The organism is Spirillospora sp. CA-128828 (genome assembly GCF_050945415.1).
Lineage (GTDB): Bacteria > Actinomycetota > Actinomycetes > Streptosporangiales > Streptosporangiaceae > Spirillospora.
Genome location: NZ_CP191986.1, coordinates 7,116,321 through 7,140,460 on the forward strand (window position 1 = coordinate 7,116,321; position 24,140 = coordinate 7,140,460).

Annotated in this window: 21 protein-coding genes; 4 read left to right on the forward strand and 17 right to left on the reverse strand. The window is 71.9% G+C overall.

The window, feature by feature from the left end:
• Positions 1-12: 12 nt before the first annotated feature.
• From ACQPXG_RS34240 to ACQPXG_RS34320, 17 genes are all read right to left on the reverse strand, one after another.
• Positions 13-1,422 carry a S28 family serine protease gene (locus ACQPXG_RS34240; protein WP_433463273.1) on the reverse strand — a complete coding sequence of 470 codons (1,410 nt, stop codon included), beginning with the start codon at positions 1,420-1,422 and terminating at the stop codon, positions 13-15.
• Positions 1,423-1,584: 162 nt separating this feature from the next.
• Positions 1,585-2,178 carry a GNAT family N-acetyltransferase gene (locus ACQPXG_RS34245; protein ID WP_433463274.1) on the reverse strand — a complete coding sequence of 198 codons (594 nt, stop codon included), beginning with the start codon at positions 2,176-2,178 and terminating at the stop codon, positions 1,585-1,587.
• Positions 2,175-2,606 (reverse strand): acyl-CoA thioesterase, encoded by a 432-nt coding sequence (locus ACQPXG_RS34250; protein ID WP_433463275.1) that lies wholly within the window; start codon positions 2,604-2,606, stop codon positions 2,175-2,177. The genes ACQPXG_RS34245 and ACQPXG_RS34250 overlap by 4 nt, the downstream gene beginning before the upstream one ends.
• 57 nt (positions 2,607-2,663) lie before the next feature.
• Entirely contained in the window at positions 2,664-3,992 is a 1,329-nt protein-coding gene (locus ACQPXG_RS34255) for an enolase C-terminal domain-like protein (RefSeq protein ID WP_433463276.1), read from the reverse strand.
• Positions 3,989-5,524, reverse strand: coding sequence for an aldehyde dehydrogenase (NADP(+)) (locus tag ACQPXG_RS34260; RefSeq protein ID WP_433463277.1), 1,536 nt, complete (start codon positions 5,522-5,524; stop codon positions 3,989-3,991). The genes ACQPXG_RS34255 and ACQPXG_RS34260 overlap by 4 nt, the downstream gene beginning before the upstream one ends.
• A 241-nt stretch (positions 5,525-5,765) precedes the next feature.
• Positions 5,766-7,430: an energy-dependent translational throttle protein EttA gene (ettA, locus tag ACQPXG_RS34265; protein ID WP_433463278.1), complete on the reverse strand. Its 1,665-nt coding sequence runs from the start codon at positions 7,428-7,430 to the stop codon at positions 5,766-5,768.
• Between the two features lie 62 nt (positions 7,431-7,492).
• Positions 7,493-8,782 carry a GGDEF domain-containing protein gene (locus tag ACQPXG_RS34270; RefSeq protein ID WP_433463279.1) on the reverse strand — a complete coding sequence of 430 codons (1,290 nt, stop codon included), beginning with the start codon at positions 8,780-8,782 and terminating at the stop codon, positions 7,493-7,495.
• 487 nt (positions 8,783-9,269) lie between these two features.
• On the reverse strand, positions 9,270-9,755 hold the full coding sequence (locus ACQPXG_RS34275) for a single-stranded DNA-binding protein (RefSeq protein ID WP_433463280.1): 486 nt from the start codon (positions 9,753-9,755) through the stop codon (positions 9,270-9,272).
• 79 nt (positions 9,756-9,834) lie between these two features.
• Positions 9,835-11,550, reverse strand: a complete 1,716-nt coding sequence (locus ACQPXG_RS34280; protein ID WP_433463281.1) for a GTPase family protein — start codon at positions 11,548-11,550, stop codon at positions 9,835-9,837.
• Positions 11,547-13,586 (reverse strand): AAA family ATPase, encoded by a 2,040-nt coding sequence (locus ACQPXG_RS34285; RefSeq protein ID WP_433463282.1) that lies wholly within the window; start codon positions 13,584-13,586, stop codon positions 11,547-11,549. Before ACQPXG_RS34285 ends, ACQPXG_RS34280 begins: the two co-directional genes overlap by 4 nt.
• Complete coding sequence (gene cobA / locus ACQPXG_RS34290) at positions 13,583-14,821, reverse strand: uroporphyrinogen-III C-methyltransferase (RefSeq protein ID WP_433470100.1); 1,239 nt, start codon at positions 14,819-14,821, stop codon at positions 13,583-13,585. The genes ACQPXG_RS34285 and cobA overlap by 4 nt, the downstream gene beginning before the upstream one ends.
• A 130-nt stretch (positions 14,822-14,951) precedes the next feature.
• The gene (gene cobT / locus ACQPXG_RS34295; protein WP_433463283.1) at positions 14,952-16,028 is read right to left on the reverse strand and encodes a nicotinate-nucleotide--dimethylbenzimidazole phosphoribosyltransferase; all 1,077 of its coding nucleotides are present in this window, start codon (positions 16,026-16,028) and stop codon (positions 14,952-14,954) included.
• Positions 16,029-16,044: 16 nt separating this feature from the next.
• Positions 16,045-17,082 (reverse strand): Rv2231c family pyridoxal phosphate-dependent protein CobC, encoded by a 1,038-nt coding sequence (cobC, locus tag ACQPXG_RS34300; protein WP_433463284.1) that lies wholly within the window; start codon positions 17,080-17,082, stop codon positions 16,045-16,047.
• Positions 17,079-17,675 carry a precorrin-8X methylmutase gene (locus tag ACQPXG_RS34305; RefSeq protein ID WP_433463285.1) on the reverse strand — a complete coding sequence of 199 codons (597 nt, stop codon included), beginning with the start codon at positions 17,673-17,675 and terminating at the stop codon, positions 17,079-17,081. Before ACQPXG_RS34305 ends, cobC begins: the two co-directional genes overlap by 4 nt.
• Complete coding sequence (locus ACQPXG_RS34310) at positions 17,672-18,934, reverse strand: bifunctional cobalt-precorrin-7 (C(5))-methyltransferase/cobalt-precorrin-6B (C(15))-methyltransferase (RefSeq protein ID WP_433463286.1); 1,263 nt, start codon at positions 18,932-18,934, stop codon at positions 17,672-17,674. Before ACQPXG_RS34310 ends, ACQPXG_RS34305 begins: the two co-directional genes overlap by 4 nt.
• 3 nt (positions 18,935-18,937) lie before the next feature.
• The gene (locus ACQPXG_RS34315; protein ID WP_433463287.1) at positions 18,938-19,417 is read right to left on the reverse strand and encodes a hypothetical protein; all 480 of its coding nucleotides are present in this window, start codon (positions 19,415-19,417) and stop codon (positions 18,938-18,940) included.
• Between the two features lie 41 nt (positions 19,418-19,458).
• Positions 19,459-19,971 carry an ATP-binding protein gene (locus tag ACQPXG_RS34320; protein ID WP_433463288.1) on the reverse strand — a complete coding sequence of 171 codons (513 nt, stop codon included), beginning with the start codon at positions 19,969-19,971 and terminating at the stop codon, positions 19,459-19,461.
• 200 nt (positions 19,972-20,171) lie between these two features.
• On the opposite strand from ACQPXG_RS34320, the gene ACQPXG_RS34325 reads away from it, so the two are divergent.
• The 4 genes from ACQPXG_RS34325 (at position 20,172) to ACQPXG_RS34340 (ending at position 24,140) form a co-directional block, all read left to right on the forward strand.
• Entirely contained in the window at positions 20,172-21,017 is an 846-nt protein-coding gene (locus ACQPXG_RS34325) for a helix-turn-helix domain-containing protein (protein ID WP_433463289.1), read from the forward strand.
• Positions 21,014-21,214 carry a DUF397 domain-containing protein gene (locus tag ACQPXG_RS34330; protein ID WP_433463290.1) on the forward strand — a complete coding sequence of 67 codons (201 nt, stop codon included), beginning with the start codon at positions 21,014-21,016 and terminating at the stop codon, positions 21,212-21,214. The genes ACQPXG_RS34325 and ACQPXG_RS34330 overlap by 4 nt, the downstream gene beginning before the upstream one ends.
• Before the next feature lie 155 nt (positions 21,215-21,369).
• Complete coding sequence (locus tag ACQPXG_RS34335; protein WP_433463291.1) at positions 21,370-22,389, forward strand: LLM class F420-dependent oxidoreductase; 1,020 nt, start codon at positions 21,370-21,372, stop codon at positions 22,387-22,389.
• 95 nt (positions 22,390-22,484) lie between these two features.
• Entirely contained in the window at positions 22,485-24,140 is a 1,656-nt protein-coding gene (locus tag ACQPXG_RS34340; protein ID WP_433463292.1) for an acetolactate synthase large subunit, read from the forward strand.

Here is a 24,140-nt window from a genome sequence, read left to right on the forward strand (position 1 = left end):
GCGGATGTGCGGCTACAGCGGCGGGCGCTGGAGCTCCAGCGGATCGTCGGCGGACGGCCCGGTCTTGAGCGTCTGCATGCCCTCCTCGACGCCGGCCCAGCGCTTGAGGTTCGCGATCGACCTGGACTGCTCGTCGGCGGGCAGCTTGGCGATGAGGCGGGCACTGTGGTTCATGCCCGGGGCGACGTAGACGGCCGAGTCGCGGCTGCCGTGGCCGAGGCGGAACGGCTCGGCGCCCCACGGGTCGTTCGAGCCGTACAGGAACAACATGTGGTTGGCGTTCCCGCGCACCCAGCCGTCGATGTCGTGCATGGCGCGTCCGTTGTCGAACCGCATCGGGATGTCACGCGGGACGTAGGTGCGCGGCTGGTAGCTGCTCTCGTACCGCAGCAGCGGACGCAGGTGCTTGAACTTCGGCGTGGGCCAGCCGAGCTGCGTGCCCGCCTGGTAGTAGTACGGGATGTACGGGGAGAGACCCTGGTCGCTGTAGAACGAGAGCCCGGAGATGGTGTCGAGCGTCTTGTAGATCTCGTCGTCCGAGGCGGTCACCGCGGGCAGCGACGGGCAGTCGGACTGCAGGCTGTACTGCCAGAACGCCCACTCGTAGTCCATCACCGAGTTCTCGAACGCACGGTCCTGCGTCCGGAGGATGTTGAACGTCCAGCCGTTCTCGTCGGCGGCCGCCTTGAAGCGCTTGAGCATCGCGGGGCGGCGCTTGAGGAACTCACGCGCGAGCGCCTTGACGTGGGCGCGGCATTCGGGGTCGGTGCCGACAGTCTTGAAGAACTTGTCGTAAGCGCGGTCGTCGTTGTTGTTGACGTCGTTCGGTGCCACGTACACGACGCTGCCGTCGACATCGCGCGGGTAGAAACGCTTGTGGTAAACGGCCGTCATGCCGCCCTTGCTGGCGCCGGTCGAGATCCACTTGCCCTTGTAAATCGTCTTGAGAGCGCCGATGAGGCGGTGCTCGTCCGTGGCGGCCTGCCAGATCGTGTCCTTCGTCCAGTCCGTCGGCTCGGGCCGGGACGGGGTGAAGTAGCGGTACTCGACCGAGATCTGGTTGCCGTCGACCAGCGCCGTCGGCTCGGAGGTGAACATCACCTCCGGCGTGTCGTACCCGCTGGTGTAGAGCACCATGGGCCGGTCGGACGCCTTGTGCTGCAGCATGATGCGCTGCTCGAACCACTGCCCCCGCGGGTTGCGGTGGTCGACCGGCTGCCTGTACTCCAGCCAGAACCAGCGGTAGCCGGGCAGCGTGGACGGTTTCTCCGTGACCTGCATTCCGGGGATCGCCTTCAGCTGGGCGAGGATGTCGCCCGCCTGAGCGGTGCCGGCCTTCGGGGTGCCCGCCTGCGCGGTGACCGCCGCCTGCGCCGCGGTGGTGCCCGCCCCGGTCATGCCGGCGGCGAGCAGAAGTGCCATCGCTCCTCGTGAGACGCGCCGCATTTTGCCCCTTCCACGTGGGTTCTCCACATTCGCGTCGCGACACTAGAGGGAGAAGTGGGCCGAAAACGGATTGCTGTTGCCCTTGTTACATATCCGTGACGGCGCGGTTGTCACCTGCTCAGCGCGGCCATTTCGCCCTCAGGTCGGCGGAACGAGGGCGATTCCGTCATCCCAGGGGGCCAAGCACTCGAAGAGCCGCTCGTCGTGCCAGCGCCCGTCCAGGTGAATGTGGCGGCGGGCCGTCCCGACGACCGTGAAGCCGTTGCGCTCAAGGACGCGCTGGGACGCGTGGTTGTCGACTCTCGTGAAGGCTTCGACACGGTGCAGGCGCAGCGTGCCGAAGGCCACGTCCAGTGCCTGCCTGAGTGCCTCGGTGGCGACGCCGTTGCCGGCGTGCGCACGCGCCACCCAGTAGCCGGCGAAGCAGCTTTGGAGGGGGCCGCGCAGGATGTTGTTGAGCGTGATCCGTCCGGCCATCTCACCGTCGACCAGGACGACGCCCGGCCACATCTCCCCGGTCGCGTACGCCCCGACCAGATCGTGCAGGTTGTCGCGCTGGCCCTCGACGGTGAAGTACGCGTCGTCCCGTTCCGGTTCCCAGGGACGCAGGTAGTCCCGGTTCTCCCGGTACAGGGCCGCGAGCGCCTCGGCGTCCGCCATCTGGACGACGCGCAGCCGCACGCCGGGCAGGCGCGTGTCCAGCCGGGGCGGCGGGCCGGCGAGCGTCGTCATGCCCCCGGCGCCACGTAGCGCCCGATGAACTCCCGTTCCTGCGGGGTGAACCGCCGCAGCCGGTTCGCCTCCACGTCGAACGCGACGAGCGTGGAGGTCGCCTCGGCGTACACGTTCTCGTCGTCCCGCACCTCGTAGGCCAGCTTGAAGGACGCGGCGCGGGCCTCGGTCACCCACGTCTCCACCCGGATCGGGTAGACGGTCGGCAGCAGCGGCAGCCGGTAGTCGATCTCGTGCCGCGAGATGACCATGCCGCGGACGGGCTCCTCCCCCTTGCGCACCGGGTCGCCGTGGAACATCTCCAGCCGGGCGTCCTCCAGGTAGCCGAGGAACTTCACGTTGTTCACGTGGCCCTGGGAGTCGATGTCGCCGAACCGGATGTTGAACTCGTAGACGTGCCGGTACTCGGCCTCGGGCATCTGCTGCATGTCCTCGCCTGGGGGTACGGGGGAACCGGGGTCGGCCCGATGCTACCCGGAGCCGGTTCAGCCCCTGACGAGGCAGGGTCGCTTCGGGTCGAACGTCCAGTCCGGGACCAGGTACTTCATCGCGGCCTCGTCGTCCCGGTCGCCCAACCCGTGCCGGAGGTACAGGCGATGTGCCTCCTCGATCCGCTCCTCGTCGACGTCGACGCCGAGACCCGGCCTGTCGGGCAGGTCGATCCCGCCGTCCACGATCTGGAGCGGGTCCTCGGTGAGCCGCTGGCCGTCCTGCCAGATCCAGTGCGTGTCGATCGCGGTGATCTCCCCGGGCGCCGCGGCGGCGACGTGGGTGAACATCGCCAGCGACACGTCGAAGTGGTTGTTGGAGTGCGAACCCCAGGTCAGGCCCCACGCCTCGCAGAGCTGCGCCACCCGCACCGAGCCGCGCATCGTCCAGAAGTGCGGGTCGGCGAGCGGGATGTCCACGGCGTCCAGCCGGATCGCGTGGCCCAGCTGCCGCCAGTCGATCGCGATCATGTTGGTGGCGGTGCGCAGGCCGGTGGCGCGGCGGAACTCCGCCATCGTCTCGCGTCCCGAATAGCCCAGCTCGGCGCCGCACGGGTCCTCGGCGTAGGCGAGGACGTCCTTGAGCCCGGTGCCGAGGCGGATCGCCTCGTCCAGCGACCAGGCGCCGTTCGGGTCCAGGTTGATCCGGGCGCCGGGGAACCGCTCGGCGAGCGCCCGAACGGCCTCGGCCTCCTCGTCGCCCCGCAGGACACCGCCCTTGAGCTTGAAGTCGGCGAACCCGTACCGCTCCTGCGCGGCCTCCGCCTGCCGGACGATGGCGTCGGGCGTGAGGGCCTCCTCGCGCCTCACCTTCAGCCAGCCGTCCGCGTCCGTCGGCGGCTCCTCGTACGGAAGGTCCGTCTTGTTCCGGTCGCCGACGTAGAAGAGGTAGCCGAGCATCGGGATCGTCCGGCGCTGGACGCCGTCGCCGAGCAGCGCGGCCACCGGCACATCGAGGAACCGGCCCATGAGGTCGAGCAGCGCCGCCTCGATCGCGGTCAGCGCGTGGACGGTGATCCGGGTGTCGTGGGTCAGCGGGCCGCGCCCGCCGGCGTCCAGGTGGCCGAACGCGGCCCGGACGGTGTTGAGGATCTCGTCCGAGCGTCCGATGGGCCTGCCGACGACCAGCTCACGGGCGTCCTCCAGCGTCCGGCGGATGCCCTCGCCGCCCGGCACCTCCCCGACCCCCGTGTTGCCGGACGAGTCGGTGAGCAGCACCAGGTTCCGCGTGAAGAACGGGCCGTGCGCGCCGCCCAGGTTGAGCAGCATGCTGTCCCGGCCGGCGACGGGCACGGCCCGCATGTCGGTGACGACCGGCGTGCTCATCGCGGCACCCCCTGGTAGGCGACCGGCCGCTGGAACCGCTCGATGGCGAGGCTCCCGACCGACGTCGTCCGCGCGTCGGACGTCGCCGGGTACGGGCCGCCGTGCACCATCGCGTGACCGACCCGCACCCCGGTGGGCCATCCGCCCCAGAGGATCCGCCCGGCCAGCCGTTCCAGGACGGGCAGCAGCCGCGCCGCAGCAGCACCACCGCCGTGGACCGTCGCGGTCAGCTGCCCTTCCAGCCCGCGCGCCAGGCCGATGGCCTGGTCGAGGTCGTCACAGCGGACGACCAGCGAGCAGGCGCCGAAGATCTCCTGCTGGAGCTCGGGCCCGAAGTTCTCGGCGTCCACCACCGCGAGGGCGGCCCGGCATCCCGCCACCGCGTCGGGTTCTCGTCCGCGCGCGAGGATCCTCACGTCCGGATGGCGTTCGAGCCGTCCGACGCCCTCGGCGTAGGCGCGGGCGATGCCGGGCGTGAGCATGGGCGCGCCCGGATCGGCCTCCACCGCCTTCGCCGCCGCGTCGAGGAAGGCGTCGAGCGCCTCGCCCTTCTCCGCGAAGACGAGTCCCGGATTGGTGCAGAACTGCCCGGCCCCGAGCGTCACCGAGCCGACGTACGCCTCCGCGAGCTCGGCCGCGTGCTCCGCCAGGGCGTCCGGTAGCAGGAAGACCGGGTTGACGCTGCTCATCTCCGCGTAGACCGGGATCGGCCGCGGACGGTCCGCCGCCGCCTTCGCGATCGCCAGGCCCGCCGTCCGCGACCCGGTGAACCCGACCGCCTGCACACGCGGGTCGCTGACGAGCCGGATGCCGAGCGTGGGACCGTCCCCGTAGAGCATCGAGAACACCCCCTCGGGCAGCCCCGCCTCCCGGACGGCCTCCGACACGGCCCGTCCGACCAGCTCACAGGTCCCGGGATGGGCGTCATGCGCCTTCACGACGACCGGGCACCCCGCCGCGAGCGCGGAGGCGGTGTCACCGCCGGCCACCGAGAACGCGAACGGGAAGTTGCTGGCTCCGAACACCGCGACCGGCCCGAGCGGCACCCGCCCCTGCCGGACCTCGGGCACTCCCTCACCCGCCGCGTCGACGCTCACCGCCGGACCACCCGCGCCGCCTCCGGCGAGGCCGTCCGGTGCGGACGAGCCGTACCGCGCGGATCCGTCGCCCGCCGCCCGGAGGTCGGAGGCGAAGAGGCGAAGCTGCCCGGTGGTCCGGGCGACCTCCCCGGTCAGCCTGGCCTCCGGAAGGCCGGTCTCCGACATGGCGCGCTGGACGAGGACGTCCGTCAGCCCGTCGAGCTTCCCGGCGATCGCCTCCAGGAACGCGGCGCGCCGCTCGGCGCTCGTCGCGCGGTAGGCGTCGAACGCCTCCTCCGCCAGGGCACAGGCCCGGGCCACCTCGGCGTCGCCGCCGTAGCGATACTCCGGATCGAGGCGTTCACCGGTGCGGGGATCGACGGCGGCGATCGCCTCCCCCGTCCCGGCGACGCGCTCGAAGCCGATCACCATCTGCCCGGTGAGCTGCGCCAATGTCCCGTCCTCCTCCGTCTGGCAGGGTGCCTGAACCGGACGATAGGAGACGCGAACGATACCTGTCCAACACGAAAAACGCATCGACCGATGCCCGGTTTGTATCACCGCGTCTCAGCCATGCCAGGCGGGGACCCGAGCTCGCCCAGATCGGGCACGGCTCACACAGCGAGGACCCAGGCGACCCCCGCGTCGGCCTGACCGGCGGCGCGCGCGTCGCGCGGCCGGTCAGGCCCGGAGATCAGTCCCGCTTGAGCTTGCGGTGCGTCACCCGGTGCGGGCGGGCGGCGTCGGCGCCCAGCCGCTCGATCTTGTTCTTCTCGTAGTCGGCGAAGTTCCCCTCGTACCAGAACCAGTTCGAGCCCTCTTCCCACGCGAGGATGTGCGTGGCAATGCGGTCCAGGAACCACCGGTCGTGCGAGGTGATCACGGCGCAGCCGGGGAACTCCAGCAGGGCGTTCTCCAGGCTGGACAGCGTCTCGGTGTCGAGGTCGTTGGTCGGCTCGTCCAGCAGCAGGACGTTGCCGCCCAGCTTGAGGGTCAGCGCCAGGTTGAGGCGGTTGCGCTCACCGCCGGACAGCACCCCGGACGGCTTCTGCTGGTCGGGGCCCTTGAACCCGAACGCCGCCACGTAGGCGCGGGACGGCATCTCGACCTGCCCGACGTTGATGTGGTCCAGGCCGTCGGACACGACCTCCCACACCGTCTTCTTCGGGTCGATGCCGCCGCGGCCCTGGTCGACGTAGGAGACCTTGACGGTCTCGCCGACCCGCAGGTCGCCCGCGTCCGGCTGCTCCTCGCCGACGATCATGCGGAAGAGCGTCGTCTTGCCGACGCCGTTCGGGCCGATGACGCCGACGATGCCGTTCGGGGGCAGGTTGAACGACAGGTCGTCCATCAGGACCCGGTCGTCGAAGCCCTTCGTCAGCTTGTCCGAGACGATCACCGTGTTGCCGAGCCGCGGGCCCGGCGGGATCTGGATCTCCTCGAAGTCCAGCTTGCGGGTCTGGGCGGCCTCGGCGGCCATCTCCTCGTACCGCTCCAGGCGGGCCTTGCTCTTCGTCTGCCGCGCCTTCGGGTTGGACCGGACCCACTCCAGTTCGTCCTGGAGGCGCTTCTTGCGCTTGGCGTCCTTGTTGCCCTCGACCTTCAGCCGCTCCGCCTTCTTCTCCAGGTAGAGGGAGTAGTTGCCCTCGTACGGGTAGCAGCGGCCCCGGTCCAGCTCCAGGATCCAGGTGGCCACGTTGTCGAGGAAGTACCGGTCGTGGGTGACGGCCAGGACGGTGCCCTCGTACTTGGCGAGGAACTGCTCCAGCCACTGGACGCTCTCCGCGTCGAGGTGGTTGGTGGGCTCGTCCAGCAGCAGCAGGTCGGGCGCTTCGAGCAGGAGCTTGCACAGCGCGACGCGCCGGCGCTCACCACCCGACAGCTTCGTCACGTCGGCGTCGCCGGGCGGGCAGCGCAGCGCGTCCATCGCCTGTTCGAGCTGGCTGTCGAGATCCCACGCGTTGCGGTGGTCGAGCTCGTCCTGGAGCTTGCCCATCTCCTCCATCAGCTCGTCGGAGTAGTCCGTCGCCATCTTCTCGGCGATCTCGTTGAACCGGTCGACCATCGCCTTGGTCTCGGCGACGCCCTCCTGGACGTTCCCGAGGACGTCCTTCTCCTCGTTCAGCGGCGGCTCCTGCTGCAGCATGCCGACGGTGAACCCCGGCATCAGGCGCGCGTCGCCGTTGGACGGCTGTTCCAGACCGGCCATCATGCGCAGCAGCGTCGACTTACCGGTGCCGTTCGGCCCCAGGACGCCGATCTTCGCGCCCGGAAGGAAGTGCAGGGTGACGTCGTCCAGGACGACCTTGTCGCCATGCGCCTTGCGCACGCGCTGCATCGTGTAGATGTACTCGGCCATATCCACAAGCCTAGAGGGTCCTGGCTAGTGTTTATTGCGACCTTCACCGCGGCGGCGGCGGTTCAGGCCTCCGGCGCCTTGGGGCCTTCCAGGGCGGGCAGGCAGACTCGGTCCCGGCCGGACGACTTGGCGCGGTAGAGGGCCAGGTCGGCCGCCGCCAGCAGTTCCAGGAGGTCTTGGCCGTGGGTGCGGAAGAGGGAGACGCCCACCGAGACCGTGACCGTGACCGTCCCCTCCTCTGCCGGGACGGCCAAGCGGCGCACCCGGCCGCGGAGACGCTCGGCGACGCGGCACGCCTCGACGGTGTCGGCGCCCGGCAGGAGGACCACGAACTCCTCGCCGCCGAACCGGCCCACCACGTCGTAGTCGCGCAGCTGGTGGCAGAGCGTGCTGGCGACGCCGACGAGGACCTGGTCGCCGACCAGATGGCCGTGGGTGTCGTTGACGCGTTTGAAGTGGTCGATGTCGATCAGCAGCAGCGCCACGGCGTCGTGGGTGCGCTGGGCCCGGGACAGCTCGGTGTCGGCCTCGCGCTGCCACGCGGCCGCGTTCAGCAGGCCCGTCTTGGCGTCCGTGCGGGCGGCGGCCTGAAGCTGCTGGTGCATCAGGCTGCGCTGGAGCAGCATCACCGGAGGGAGCGCCAGGAGCAGCAGGCCGAGGGACAGTGCGCTGGTGATCGCCACCAGGATGCCGACGCAGACCTCGACCAGGTCGAGGAGCAGGCTCTCACGCGTCCACAGCACGTCCCGCCAGCGGCTCTCGGGATCGGCCGCGTGCGCCGCCACGGCGACGATCGCCGTGTTCACCACCGTGAACAGGGCCGCGCACCCGACGGCCGCCGGGATCCCCGGGTAGGCCGCGACGACCCACTCCGGCGCACCCTCCAGCGGTTCGGCGACCACGAGGTGGAACACCATGGACGCGCACGCGCCCGCGATCCCGAGCGCCGCGGCGACCAGCGCCCGCCGGTAGACCAGCGTCCGGCGGACCCGGAACTGCAGCAGCGCCTGCAGCGGTACCGGGATCAGCAACGCGTACACCGGCGGCAGCAGCAGCGCCACCGGCAGCCACCAGGCCGACAGCAGGTCGCGCGCGACCCCGGCCGGAATCCCGAGCCGCCGCGTCGCCTCGATGCACACCGCCCCGCACGCCAGCAGGGCCGCGAACGTCGCCAGGTCGTGGCCCCGGAACGGGGTCTCCAGCACCCCCGCGACGATCAGCCCCAGATGGACGGCGACGACCACCGGCACGTAGACCACGAGCAGGGACGACCGCCCCGGTATCGCCCGGCGTCTGGGCCTGCGGGCCAGCTCCCCACCACGGTCCTCGGCGGACGACTGCACTGCCGTCATCCTTCCCCCTTACACGCATCACGTTGTGTAACACGATAGTTGCAACGTGTGCGGAACGGGCGTGAAACAGGTACGTTCGGGAACGCACATGCCGGTGACCGCTCCGGTCACGGGCATCAGGGCCCGCGAAATCGCGGTGCCCGGCACATCCTGAGGGGGATACCACCATGCGCGGCGTTTCCTGGATCTGACCAGCAAGGCCGCAGAACCCCGACGGTGCGGGGGCGCAGACCGGCAGCCCGCTCCTGCCGGCCATGCCCCCGCTTGCCGGAACAAGCCCGGATCGCCCGACCCCGGCCTCCGCCCAGGGGCCGCCGCCCCGGGGCTCAGCCGCCTCAACGGCGACGAGTCCGGCGACCTCGGCGACCTCGACCAGGGCGCCGAACCGTGTCCGACACGCGGCTGATCTTCCTGCGTCATATGCGGCGGACGCTGCGCAGCGGGGTGGGGCCGCACGTTCGGGACCGTGATCGGCGGGCGGCCGGGGTCAGGCGGCCTTCGGGTCGTCGGCCTCCTCCTCGTCCGCGGGGGCGCCCAGGGCCCATTCGTCGGCGGCGTCGCGGGCCAGCCTGCGGTCGTCGTCGGTGAGGGGGCCGCTGCGCTGGGCGGGACGGAAGTCGACGGTGCCGCGGTTCAGGTCGGGACCGAGAGTGAGGGCCTCGACCTCGGCGGAGAAGCGCCACTGGTCGTCCCGCTCGTACTGGCGGACCCGCAGCCGGCCCGTGACCAGGACGGGGGTCCCGCGCCGCAGGTCCGACGCGTTGACGTTCTCGGCGAGATTCCGCCAGCAGTTCACGGTCACGAACAGCGACTCGTCGTCCTGCCACTGGTTGGTCTGCCGGTCGAAGCGGCGAGGGGTGCACCCGACCCTGAGCGAGAGCAGCGGGGTGCCGTTGGTCGTGACGGCGTAGCGGGGCTCTGCCGCGACCCAGCCGGTGATGGTGACGTGCGCCTCGTTCATCGCGTCCTCCATGTCTCCCATACGGACGTACGGGTACAACGGTGACGCGGTGGCGACGGGCGGGGACGGGCGTCGCGGAACTGTGGATAACTCAGCCGCGGCCGAGGGCGACGTCCACGTCCCGGCGGAAGCGGGCGTAGACCGCCAGATCGGCCTCGATGGGCTCGATCACTTTCCCGCGCGCGACCCGCTCGATGCCCTGGCGCATATGGTGCTCCATCTTCTCGCCGTGTTTGGCGGACGACAGCGCGACCATGTTGCGGCAGGCGGAGGCGGTGAGCCACCCCATCCCGAGCGTGCACACGACCAGGATGGCGACGTAGGGGATGAGGCCCGCCTGCCCGATGAGGCCGCCCGGGTCCTCGCCGCCGACGTCGAGCAGGCCGTAGGCGACCAGGAAGCCGATCCACACGACGCTGAGGATGGCGACCAGGACCAGGAAGTACTGCCAGGTCTTGACCAGCCACCACCAGCGGGGCACCACGTTGAACGTGGGCAGCGCCTCCTTGAGCGACTCGCCGAGCGCCTCCGGCATCTCGGTGGCGTGGGAGCGGGCCGCCGCGCGGACGGAGCGTCCCCAGTGCGGCGGCATCTCGGCGGCGACGCCCTCGCTGACGCCCTGGAGCGCGTTGTCCACATCCCCCTGCTGGGCGCCGATCGGGCCGGTGAAGGCGTTGCGGAGTTCCTCGCGCAGCTCGGTGAGGCGCATCCGGCGGAGCGGGTCGGAGCGCAGCCGGGTGATCATGGCGGTGACGGGCCAGCCGATGAAGTCGGAGGCGCGCAGCTCGTAGGCGCTCTCCATGGCCTCGGCGACGGCGGGCGCGCCGGCCGCGTCGGTGAGCGCCTGGATCAGTTCGGACCGGCGGCCGTCGTCGACCGTGACGGGCGGTTCGGCGTCGAACCGGTAGGCGGTGAACTGCTCGGCGACCCGGTCGACGTCGGCGGACAGCCGCTCCGTGCGGGCGCGGCGGGCGGCGACGGTGTCGACGAGGACGTCGCGGAAGCCGTGCACGCCGTCCTCGGCGACCGCGGAGGTGGTCACGATCCGCGGGTCGGCGAGCCCCTCGGCCTCCAGGAGGCGGCGCAGGTCGGCGACGCAGTCGTCGATCTCGTGCGGGGCGAGCCGGTCGACCTGGTTGAGGACGATCAGCGTGACGCCCGTGTGCCGGGCGAACGGGACGATGTAGTTGCGGTGCAGGGCGGCGTCGGCGTACTTCTGCGGGTCGACGACCCAGACCAGCAGGTCGGCGATGGTGACGAACCGGTCGACCTCGGCGCGGTGCACCGCCTGGATGGAGTCGTGGTCGGGCAGGTCGATCAGCACGAGGCCCTGCAGGGTGGCGTCGGCGCGTTCCAGGTCGAGGGCGCTGGCGCGGGCGTAGCGGTGGCGCTTGTCCACGTCGAGCCAGTCGAGCAGCGGCCCGGCGCCGTCCAGGCCCCAGACGCACGCGTGGGCCTGGGACGTCATCGGCCGGCGCATCCCGGTCGGCGACAGCTCCAGCCCGCAGATGGCGTTGAACAGCGAGGACTTCCCGCTGCCGGTGCCGCCCGCGAGGGTGATGACGGTGTGCTCGCCGGACAGCCGCAGCCGCTGTCCCGCACGCCGGAGCAGCGCGTCGGCGTCCTCAAGGGGGGGCTGGTCGAGCCGGCCGACGCCCGCCTGGACCAGCCGGTCGAGGCCGTTGAGCCGGTCGACCAGCCCGGGCGGGTCGCCGGGCTCGGCGGCGGCGCCCGGCCCGGACGCGCCGAGGATCGGGATCCCGCCGGTTCCGGCCGGTGAGTTCGCGGAGACGGCCGAGGTGGTCATCGGGCAACCTCGAGGTTGTAGGTGGCCTGGTACAGCTGGACGGGGACGGTCTCGTCGGGGATGCCGGCGGAGTCGAGCACCTGCGCGAACCGGATGGATTCCTCGTCGAACAGCATCCCGATGCGGCTGCGCAGGTCGGCGCGGGCCTTGGCGCCCATGCCGCGCAGGGACTCGGCGCCGAACAGCGCCTTCAGCAGCCGCTGCGGGACGGCGCTGTTGCCGCCCTCCACGGCCACGTCGGCCGTCCCGTACCCGAGCAGGCCGATCATCAGGACGAGCGACACCGCCTCATGGTCGAACGAGACCAGCTTCGCGACCGAGCGCTTGGTGACGCCCTCGGTGCGGATCAGCTCCTGGACGTGGTCCTGCCAGGAGCTGACGGCGCGGGTGACGCGGCGCGACAGCTCCGGGGAGACGTGCCCGAGGTCCGCGTCCGTCCGTGCGAGGACCTGGCCGCCGGCCGGATGGTCCCGCCAACGGGCGATGACCTGCTCGGCGCCGTGCTCCGCCGACGACATGATCAGCGATTCCAGTCCGCTGCGCAGCGCCGCCTTGAGCGCCCGGACCCGGGCCGGGCTGCGGCGCCGCCGGTTCGCGGCGCGGCCGCGCCGGGGCCGCTGGACGTGCAAGGACTTCAGCAGGTCGCCGGTGCCGGCGAAGTCCTGCCAGCGGGCCAGCACCTCGCCGCGCAGCAGCGAGCCGTTGCGGGTGGCCTCGTCCAGCTCGGCGAGGGCGGTGCCGTATCCGGCCTCGACCTCGCGGGCCAGCTCGGTGCGCTGCCCGACCTGCGCCTCGACCTGCCGGGCGACCTCGGGGACGCGGGTGCGGAAGCTGTCCAGGACGGCGGCGAGGGTGTCGCTGATGACGATCTCGCGGTCCTCGGCGTCCTCGGCGACGCCGTGCAGCCAGTCGCGGATGTCCTCGATGGTCTCCTCGGGGAGCCGGCTGTCCTCGATCCGGGTCTCCGGGATGGTGAAGCGCTGCGCGTCGCCGACCTCGTGCTCGTCCAGCATCTCGCCGAAGTGCTCGACGACCTCGGCTCCGGCGCCGTCGGGCACCCGGGACAGGACGACGCCGATCGTGGCGCCGTTCTCCTTGGCGCGCTGGAGCATCTGCCAGACCTGGGCGTCGGCGTACCGGGCGGCGGTGGTGACGCACAGCCACAGGTCGGCGGCGGCCATCAGCTTGGTCGCGAACTCGTAGTGGTCTTCGAAGACGGAGTCGAAGTCCGGGCTGTCGAGCAGGGCGAGACCGGGCGGCAGGACGTCGCTGGCGATGATGACCAGCTGGTCGCCCGCGATGGCGTCGGGTGCCGGGCCGCGGACCCGCCCCATGCCGGGCAGGAGCGGCCCCTCCATGAACCACTGCACGTGGTCGGGGTGGCAGACGAGGATCGGGCTGCTGGTGGTGGGACGCAGCACGCCGGTCGCGCTCACGCGGGCGCCGACGAGCGTGTTGACCAGCGTGGACTTGCCCGCGCCCGTGGACCCGCCGAGCACCACGAGCATGGGCGCGCCGGCTGCCTGGATGCGCGGGAGGACGTAGTCGACGAGCTGGCCGCGCAGTTCGTCGCGGGCCTCCCTGGCCTGCTGGACGCCGGGAACGTCCAGCAGGAACTCGAACGCGCCGAGCTGGTCGCGCAGGGTGGTCAGGGCCCGGATCAGCTCGCCCTGGCGAACCGTTCCACCGGGCCTGGGGGCCCGCCGCCTGCCGCGCTTGGGCTTGGCGTCCTTGGCGTCGCCGGCTTCTTTGCCCTCTTTGGCCTCCTCGGCGTCCTGCTCCGCCCCGCCGTCAGGCAGGGCGTCGCTTTCAGGCACGGCGTCCTTCCCTGCCGTGCCCTTCCTGGACGTCCTCTTCGCTCGCGTCGTGTTCCCGTCTCCGGTCTTCTCGTCTCGGGTCTTCTCATCCGGCGCGTCCTTTTCGGACGCGGCTTCGGCGACGGTTTCCGCGTCCGGGGCGGGGTCCTCGATCCCGCTTCCCGGACCGGCACCGGCCTCCTCGTCGTGGACCGTGCTCTGCTCTGCGGGGGGTGTCACGGATCCCGTCCCATGTCCGCTCGAATCATGTCGATCTCTCGTGCCACGTTGACCACGTCGCCCACGACCACGATCGCCGGGGGCCGGACCTCACCGGCGGCCATCTCCGCCGCCACCGTGCCCAGCGTCGCCGTCAGCGCCCGCTGGCCGGGAAGGGTGCCGTCCTGAATCACGGCCACCGGCGTGCCGGACGACCGACCATAGCGCATGAGGGCCGCCGCGATGAGCCCCATTCGTTCCACTGCCATGAGCAGGACGATCGTGCCCTTCGCGCGGCCCAGCGACTCCCAGTCGACGGTCGAGTCGGGGTGCCCGGGCGGGACGTGCGCGGAGACCACGTGGAACTCCTGCGCGACGCCCCGGTGGGTGACCGGGATGCCCGCGGCGGACGGCACGGCGACCGCGCTCGTGATGCCGGGCACGACCGTCACGGGGACGCCGTGACGGGCGCAGTACAGGGCCTCCTCGCCGCCGCGCCCGAACACGAACGGGTCCCCGCCCTTGAGCCGGACGACGAAGCGGCCCTGCCGGGCGTGCTCGACCAGGTACTCGTTGATGCGGTCCTGGGTGACCGTCCGCCCGTAGGGGATCTTGGCGGCGTCGATCACCTCGACGTCGGCGGCCAGCTCGTCCAGCAGGCCGCCGGGGGCGAGCCGGTCGGTGACGACGACGTCGGCCATGGCGAGCAGCTGCCGCCCGCGCACGGTGATCAGGCCGGGATCGCCGGGGCCGCCGCCGACGAGCGCGACGCCGTTGGGCTTCTGCCGGGAGTGCCGGGATTCGAGGGCGCCGTCGCGGAGCCCCTCCACCACGGCGTCGCGGATGCCCGCGGCGCGGCGCGGGTCGCCGCCGAGCAGCACCCCGACGGTCGCGTCGCCCACGTGCCCGCTGGCGGGCGTCCAGGCCGGGGACGACTCGGCGTCGTCGGCCCGGACGGACCAGATCCGGGCGGCGTCGGCCTCGGCCACCACGTCCCCGTTGACCTTGGCGTCGTCGGTGACGGCCTGCACCAGCCAGGCGCCCGCGCAATCGCCCCGCCTGTAGTCCCGCTGGTGCCAGGTGATCCGGCCGCGTTCGGCGAGGCCCTGCAGGGTGGCGGTGACGGACGGCGAGACGAGGACGACCTCGGCGCCCGCGTCCAGCAGTGCGGGCACGCGGCGCTGGGCGACCCGGCCCCCGCCGACGACGAGGACGCGTCGCCCGCCGAGTCGCAGGCCGAGCAGGTACGGGGGCACGTGGTGGATCTCTCGGACTCGGGTGACTGACAAGTGTCTTTGTGGAACAAAGGTACTCGGGTTGAGGAGTTCATGGAGAGGGGCACCGCCCGTTCGATAGCCGAGCGTGACTCATTCCGTGATCACGTCGTTACGGCCGCCCGGCGTCCTTCTCGCTGACCCCGGCGGAGTCGAACGTGGCGACCTCGTGCAGCACCCGCACCGCGCTCTGGACCAGCGGCAACGCCAGCAGGGCGCCGGTCCCCTCGCCCAGCCGGAGCTCCAGGTCGACGAGCGGCCGCAGGCCGAGGGCCTCGATCGCGGCGGCGTGGCCGGGCTCGGCCGAGCGGTGCCCGGCGACGCACCCGCCGAGGGCGTCCGGGCACAGCGCGGCGGCCGCCAGTGCGGCGGCGCCGGCGATCACCCCGTCCAGGACGACGGGAACGCGCAGGGCGGCGGCGCCGAGGACGAACCCCGCGATCGCGGCGTGCTCCAGCCCGCCGACCGCCGCGAGGACCTCCAGGGGCTCCTTGCCGTGTTCCTCCAGGAGGCCGTGCCGTGTCAGGGCCGTGCGGACGACCTCGATCTTGTGCGCGTGGGTGGCGTCGTCGATGCCGGTTCCGCGGCCGGTGACCCGCTCGGGCGGCAGCCCGGTGAACGCGGCGATCAACGCGGCGGACGCGGTGGTGTTGGCGATCCCCATGTCCCCGGTGATCAGGCACCGGTTGCCGGTGCCCAGTTCGCGTGCCACCTGGATCCCGGTCTCCACGGCGCGGCGGGTCTCGTCCATGGTCATCGCGGGCCCGGCCGTCATGTCGGCGGTGCCGGGCGCGATCTTGCGCCGGAGCAGGCCGGGGGCGGCGTCCAGCTCGGTGGCGACGCCGATGTCGATCACCGTGACGACGGCCCCGGCCTGGGCGGCGAACGCGTTGACGACGGCGCCGCCGGCCAGGAAGTTGGCCACCATCTGCGCCGTGACCTCCTGCGGCCACGGGGTGACGCCCTGGGCGTGCACGCCGTGGTCGGCGGCGAACACGGCGACGGCGGCGGGCTCCGGCAGCGGCGGCGGGCACCGCCCGGCGAGCCCGGCGAGCCTGACCGACAGCTCCTCCAGGACGCCGAGGGACCCGGGCGGCTTGGTGAGACGGACCTGGTGGTCGCGGGCGTCCCGCATCGCCGCCTCGTCCAGCGGGGCGATGGCGGCGACGGTCTCCTCGATCAGGGTCATGGTGTCCTTTCTGGAGTCAGATGCCCAGCTCACCGAGCACCTCCAGCAGCCGGTCGTTGGACGCGCGGTCACGCACGGCGATGCGCAGCCAGTCGGTGCCGAGCCCCGGGAAGGTGTCTCCGCGCCTGACGGCGTAGCCGCGCTGCCTCAGCAAGGCCCTGATGCCCAGGCCGTCCGGCACGCACAGGCACAGGAACGACGCTCGTGCTTCAGGCACGACGTACAGGCCCCTTGCCGACAGCTCGGAGGCCAGCCGGTCGCGCTCGGCGGCGAGTTCGACGGCCCATGCCTCGGCTTCGGCGACGGCCTCCGGCGTGGAGCACGCTTCGACGGCGGCGAGCGCGGGCGTGGACACCGCCCAGAGCGGCTGCGCCTCGGCGAGCCGTCCGACCAGATGGGGATCGGCCAAGACGTACCCTGCGCGCAGCCCGGCGAGCCCCCACGTCTTGGTCAGGGAGCGGATGACCACGATTCCGGGCGGCAGCCGGGTGGCGAGGGTTTCCGGCTCCCCGGGGACGCAGTCCATGAACGCCTCGTCCACCACGACCGTCCGGCCGGGCCTGGCGAGCGCGGCGACGGTGGCCGCCGGGTGCAGCACCGAGGTCGGGTTGGTGGGGTTGCCGATCACGACGAGGTCGGCGTCGTCCGGGACCAGGGCCTCCTGCCGGATGGTGTCGAGCGTGAAGTCCTTGCCGAGGATCACCCGCTCCACGTCGTGTCCCGCGGCCCGCAGCGCGGCCTCGGGCTCGGTGAACTGCGGGTGCACCACCACCGCCCGGTGCGGCGTGAGGACGCGCGCGAGCAGGACGAACGCCTCCGCGGCGCCGGCGGTGAGCAGCACCTCCTCGGCGGACCTGCCGTGCCGCCTGGCGACCGCCTTGCGTGCCGGGCGCGGGTCGGGGTAGGCGGCGAGGCCGGTGACGGAGGCGCGGATCCGCTCGGCCAGCCACTCCGGGGGCGTGCCCGCCCGGACGTTGACGGCGAAGTCGGCGAGGCCGTCGCCGACCTCCGAGTCCCCGTGGTGGCGGAGATCCACCTCGTCGGGTTCGGTCACGGCAGCCCCGCCTCGTGGTAGAGCAGCGCGTTGACGGCCGCCGCGGCGACCGCCGACCCGCCCTTCTCCGAGACGTTGCTGAGCTGCGGCAGCCCGCTGCCGCGCAGCGCCTCCTTCGCCTCGCACGCGCCGACGAACCCCACCGGCATGCCGATGACCAGGGCGGGCGCGACCCGGCGGGCGATGATCTCGGAGATCGCCTCGGGCGCGGAGCCGACCACCCAGACCGCGCCGGGGCCGACCTCGGAGTAGGCCAGCCGGACCGCCGCGGCCGGCCGGGTGATGCCGGCGGCGCGCGCCATCCGGGCGGCGGCCGGGTCGGCGGCGTGGCAGATCGTCTCCCGGGCGCTGATCCCGGCGGCGACCATCCCCTCGTCGGTGACGATCGGCGCCCCCTCGCGCAGCGCCTCCCAGCCCCGGGTGAGGAAGTCCTCCGTGGTCACGAGGTCCACCGCGTACTCCAGGTCGGCGGTGGCGTGGATCACCCGCTCGGCCACGGCCCGCCACAGCGGCGGCATCGGGGACAGATCGACCCGGGACCGGAGGATCTCATACGACCGCACCTCGATCGGGTGGGGCTGGCGGACGGTCAACTGCGCTCCTCCACTGCTCCGGGCGGGCCGGGAATGGTCTCGATCGAACGGTTCTTCCGGGACGGCCGCCATTCCGGGGTCCGGGCTCCCTGTTCGCCCCAGACGACGGTCACGGGCTCTCCCGGCTCCCCCGGCGGGGTCAGCGGGGTGGCCTGGAGCCGGACGGCACCGCCGATGAAGCCTTGCTCGTCCAGGATGTCCAGTATGGCGCGGGCATCGTCCGCCGCGGCCACGGCGACGATCCTGGCCGGGCCGAGCGCCGCGCAGACCCGGACGGCGTCCGGCCCGCCGCGTCCCGCGAACCCGGGGCCGAGGAAGACGGCGTCGGGCTCCGGAAGATGACCGGCCGTGGACCGGACGTCCCCGGACGCCATCGCGACCTTGACCCCGTGCAGCCGGACGTTCTCCCGGACCCGCTCGCACGCGGCGTAGTCGCGGTCGACGGCGATCACCGCCGCGCCGAACCGCGCGCACTCGATGCCCACCGAGCCGTCGCCGGACTCCACGTCCCACACCATGTCGCCGATCCTGGGGCCGAGCTTGGCCAGGACGAAGGCGCGGACATCCGGGCGCAGGCCGGGTCCTTCGCCGAAGGCGTCCGCGGGCAGCGCCCATCCGGCGGGGCCGGGCGCGGCCCCCGAGATCCAGCCCGTTTCGCCGAGCGCGTGCCGGTTGTCGAGGACCAGCACCACTTCGGGGTCTCTCCAAGGACGAGTGGTCGCCTCAGCCGGACGGACGTAGACGACCCGTTCCTCAGGGCCGCCTAAGTTCTCGCAGACCACGAAGGAACGCGGTGTGACGGGGAACAGCGCGCGCGCCAGCTCGGCGGGCCCCGCACCCGGTCCGGTCAGCACCGCCACCTTCGGATGGGCGCGGCACGCGTTGACGGCCTGCCTCAGGTGTCCGTCCTTGGCGGAGACGATCAGTGCGTCCTCCCAGGGCAGCCCTGCCTGGGCGAAGGCCCGTGCCACCGGCGGCGTCGCAGGGAAGGCTTCTGGGGCGTGGCCTTGTTCGAGCAGCTCCCTGATGATTCCGAAGTAGCCGGGATCGCCGTCCACGACCAGCACGACGTCCTGTTCGGCGACGTCGACGCCCTTCAGCGCTCCGACGGGATCCTTAGTGGCCACCTTGCTGACATCCGGCGCCAAAGGCAGGCCCTCCAGCAGACCGGCCTCCCCGACGACCAGCGCGGCACTCTCCAGAGCCGCCCTGGCGGTGTCGGAGAGCGGCGATCCGTCGCGGCCGACGACCGTCAGCATCGCCTACCGGGCCATTCGCCCGTACATGCCGACCATGCGTACCCCTGCCGCGTCCACCAGCACCACCTGGGCGGCCACGGGGCTGGACGCCATGCCCGCCACATCCGCACTGAGGCGCTCCAGTTCCCCGGCCGTCCGGCGGCACAGTTCGCGTCCGCATGGTCCGAGCTTGCCTGCGCCCTGCCAGAGTTCGTAGACGTCCAGGACCCGGGGCGCCCGCGCCACCCGCCCTGCCAGGGCGGGCCCGCAGTCCATGTCCAGCGTGATCGATTCCAGGAGGCCCGCCGCACCGCCGAGGAACGTGGCCTGCTCCTCCATCCCGGCGACCAGGACGACCTGCGCGAGACCGTCCTTGACCGCCGCGCGCAACCGCTCCGGATCGATCGGGACGAAACACCCGTCCGGCAGTTTCGGCAGCATCCGGCGGGCCGTCTCCCGCACGCCCTCGCCGTACAACACGAGCGTCCTGTCCGCGATGGTCACGCCGCACAGAATAGGCCGTCGCGGTGAGCCGCAGCTGGGGGCTAGCCGGGTGAGGGCACGCCGGTTCCGGGAACGGCGAACCAGACGGCCTTCCCGCGGACCGGCGGCCCGAGCCGGGAGAGCGTGCGCCGCATGCCCCAGCGCCCGGCGGACAGCTCCCGGACGATGCTGAGCCCGCGCCCGCAGTCTCCGGACGTCCACGAGTAACCGGGCAGCCCCGCGTCGGCGAGCGCGTCGAAGACGGCGCAGCGGACCTCGCCCGCCGTGCCGTCGCCCATGTAGAGCCACAGCTCGTGCGGGCCGTGCTCACCGGCGTGCTGGTGCGCGTTCGTGGCCAGCTCGCTCACCATGAGCTGGGCGTCGGCGATCCCGTCCGGCGGCACGCCGAGCGAGGCGAGCGCGTCGCGCAGGACGCCGCGGGCGTGCCCGGCGCATCCCGGCCCGCCCGGCAGGGCCCACACCCAGCCGGGCGTGCCGTCGCCCGGGGCGTCGTCGCCACCGGCCATCGCGTAGGCCTCGGTCTCCGCCGTCGGGTCGGCTGGGGTGCTCTTCACGGGTTCCTCCCGCGTCTGCGTGCTGCGTGCCCGGGGAGCGGCCGGCCCGTTCGTCACCATGAGTCCCCGGCCGGTCACGAATTCAAGCGTGTCGTGAGATTCTCACGATCGCAACACCCTTCACGGAATTGTTCTGCCCTTCCTGCCGTGTTCGTCAATCGCGTTGTGACGAGCCCGCGAAGTGGTAAGACTCCACACTCATGACCTACCGCCCCACCGTCCGTGGCCGCCGGCTCGCCCGGGAGCTCCGCAAACTGCGCGAGGAGCAGGGACTGACCCTGCAGGAGGTGGCGGATCGGCTCGACTGGTCGCGAGCCACCGTCTCCCGCCTCGAAACCAGCCAGACCCGCCCGAAGCCCGGCGACATCGCCGACATCCTCGACCTGTACGGCGTCCCGAGTCCGGATCGCGACGCGCTCATCACCCTGGCCAGGCAGGCCGGTCAGCGCGGCTGGTGGACGGCCTACCAGGACGTCTTCGCCGGCAGCTATGTCGCGCTGGAGGACGAGGCGTCCCACATCCGCACCTGGGACCCGCAGCTCGTGCACGGGCTGCTGCAGACCGAGCCGTACTCCCGGGCGGTGATCACGGCGGGCCGGCTGCTGCCCGGGCCGGAGGACATCGAGCGCCGCATCGCCGCCCGCAAGATCCGCCAGGCGCTTCTGGACCGCACCGACGCGCCGCGCCTGCACGTCATCTTCGACGAGGGCGTGCTGTACCGCCGGATCGGCGGCGAGAAGGTGATGCGGGCCCAGCTGGACGCCCTAGCCACCGCCGTGGAGACCCGCCCATCCGTGACGATTCAGGTACTTCCGTATACAGCAGAGGCGCATGCGGGCCTCGACGGACGTTTCACCATATTGTCGTATCCAGACCCCGCGGACCCCGATATCGCCTACGTAGAGGGCACCATGGGCGACGTTTACCTTGAGAGCGCCGAGGCAATAGCAAAACATAGGGATCGCTTCGACCGGATCGAGGCGGCCGCCCTGTCCCCCGAGGATTCCGCGCACCTCATCGCCGAGGCAGCAAGGAGTAGCCCGTGACCAACCTGCAGCGCGAACTCACCGGTGCCGTCTGGCGCAAGTCGTCCCGCAGCGGAAGCGGCGACCAGTGCGTCGAGGTGGCGCCACTGTCCCGCGACCTTCGCGCGGTGCGCGACTCCAAGGACCCCGCCGGCCCGGCCCTGGTGCTGACACCGTCCGCCTGGCGGGGCCTGCTGGGCGCGATCAAGGAGAGTTAGCAAGGGATGGCATGAGGGGTCGCGGCGAGCCACGCCGCGGCCCCTCGTCATGCGCGGCACTCCGGCGAGCCCCCTGCCGGGGCGCGCCGCACCCCTTCCAGAAAACTAGAACGTGTTCTAGTATCGCCGGTGCGTCGGCAACCGGAGGGTGGAACGTGACCGCGGAACTCAAGCTCGGCATCAACGTCGGCTACTGGCAGCGCGACCCCGACGACCAGACCGAGACGGTCCTGGCCGCCGAGCGCTGCGGTTACGACTCGGTGTTCACCGCCGAGGCGTACGGCTCGGACGCGTTCACCACGCTGGCCTGGTACGGCGCGCGGACGTCCCGGATCAAGCTCGGCACCGCCGTCGTCCAGCTGTCGGCGCGGACCCCGGCGGCCACCGCGATGCACGCGCTCACGCTGGACGCCCTGTCGGGCGGCCGGGTGATCCTCGGGGTCGGCGCGTCCGGCCCGCAGGTGGTGGAGGGCTGGTACGGGCAGCCGTTCCCGAAGCCGCTCGCCCGCACCCGGGAGTACCTCGACATCGTCCGGCAGGTGTGGCGCCGCGAGGCACCGGTGACCAGCGAGGGCCCGCACTACCCGCTGCCGTACCCCGGCGGGACGGGCCTCGGCAAGCCGCTGAAGTCGATCGCCCACCCCGTCCGTCCGGAGATCCCCGTCTACCTGGGCGCGGAGGGCCCGAAGAACGTCGCGCTCTCCACCGAGGTCGCACAGGGCTGGCTGCCGCTGTTCGTCGATCCGTCCCAGATCGACCCGGTCTTCGGCCCGTCGCTGGCGAACCGCCCGGACGGCTTCGAGATCGCCGCCACCGTCACCACGATCGTCACCGCCGACCTCGCCTCGGCGCTGGAGTTCGCCAAGATCCCGCTCGCCTTCTACATCGGCGGCATGGGCGCCAAGGACCGCAACTTCCACCTCGACCTGATCGGCCGGCTCGGCTACGCGGAGCAGGCCGAGCGCGTCCAGGAGCTGTTCCTGGACGGCCGCCGCGACGAGGCGATCAAGGCCGTCCCGGACGAGCTGGCCGACGCGATCTCCCTCCTCGGCCCGCTCGGGCGGATCAAGGAGAGGCTCCAGTTGTGGCGCGACAGTCCCGTCACCACCCTCCTGATCGCCGGAGTGAGGGACGAGCCCACCCTGCGCGCCATCAAGGAGATGGCGGACGCCTGAGAGATCGACGACACATCGGCGCGAGGAATGGAGGCGGGAACCCGGGTGCTGCACTAGGCACACCCAGGAGATACGCAGACTGGAGATGGGACACGATGTCCGCGCAGGAGGACGCCGCCCGGCTGCTCGTCAGGACCCTTGAGGCGGAGGGCGTCGAATACGTCTTCGGCATTCCGGGCGAGGAGAACATCCACTTCGTCAACGCGCTGAACGACTCGGCGATCCGCTACATCCTCGTCCGGCACGAGCAGGGCGCGGCGTTCATGGCCGAGATCTACGGCCGGCTGACCGGCAAGGCGGGCGTGGCGTCCGCGACGCTCGGCCCCGGCGCGATCAACCTGCAGCTCGGCGTCGCCGACGCCACCACCAACAGCACGCCCGTCGTCGCCATCTCGGCGCAGGTCGGCCTGGACCGCATCTACAAGGAGTCGCACCAGATCATCGACCTGGTCTCCCTCTTCCGCCCGATCACCAAGTGGGCGGAGCTGGCGCCCACCGCCGAGGCGCTGCCGGAGATGGTCCGCAAGGCGTTCAAGACCGCGCAGACCGAACGTCCCGGCGCCGTCTACCTGGCGATCCCGGAGGACGTGGAGTCGGCGAAGGTCTCCGCCGACCTCGGCCCGCTGCCGGTGAACGTCGTCCGGGCGCAGGAGCCGTCGCCGTCGCAGATCGCCCGCGCCGCCGACGTGATCGCCCTCGCCCGCAGGCCGATCGTCCTCGCCGGCCACGGCGCGACCCGCGCCCGCGCGGGCGACGCCCTCGTGTACTTCTCCGAGCACCTCGGCCTGCCGGTCGCTACCACGTTCAACGGCAAGGGCGTCTTCCCCGACGACCACCGCAACGCCCTCGGCGCCGTGGGCTTCATGCGCCACGACTTCGTCAACTTCGGCTTCGACGAGGCGGACGTGCTGATCGCCGTCGGCTACGAGCTGCAGGAGTTCGACCCGGTCAAGATCAACCCGGCCGCGGACAAGAAGATCATCCACATTCACCAGTCGCCCGCCGAGGTCGACGACCACTACCCGGTCGAGGTCGGGATCCAGGGCGACATCTCCCGGACGCTCCGCGCCCTCGCCGACTCCGTCCACCGCCGCTTCGACGTCAGCGGGGGGACCCGCAGGATCCGGCAGATGCTCCACGAGGAACTGGCCGAGGGCGCCACAGAGGATGGCCACCCGCTCTCCCCGCGCCGCATCGTCGCCGACGTCCGCGCCGCCATGGGCCGCGGCGACATCGTCCTCGCCGACACCGGCGCGGTGAAGATGTGGATGGCGCGCCTGTACCCGACCTACGAGCCGAACACGCTGCTGGTCTCCAACGGCCTGTCGTCCATGGGCTTCTCCGTCCCGGGCGCGATCGCCGCCAAGCTCGCCCACCCCGACCGCAAGGTCCTGGCCGCGACGGGCGACGGCGCGTTCCTGATGAACTCCCAGGAACTGGAGACGGCCGTCCGCGAGAACATCCCGATCACCGTGCTGATCTGGGACGACTCGGCCTATGGCCTGATCGAGTGGAAGATGGACCTCGAACTCGGCCGCAGCTCCAACATCAGGTTCGGCAACCCCGACTTCGTCCGGTACGCGGAGAGCTTCGGCGCCCGCGGCTACCGGATCGAGTCCGCCGGCGAGCTGCTGCCCACCCTCCGCAAGGCGCTCGCCGACGACACGGTCTCCGTCATCACCGTCCCGGTCGACTACTCCCACAACCTCCAGCTGACCGACAAGCTGGGCGACCTGACCGACCCCTTCTGA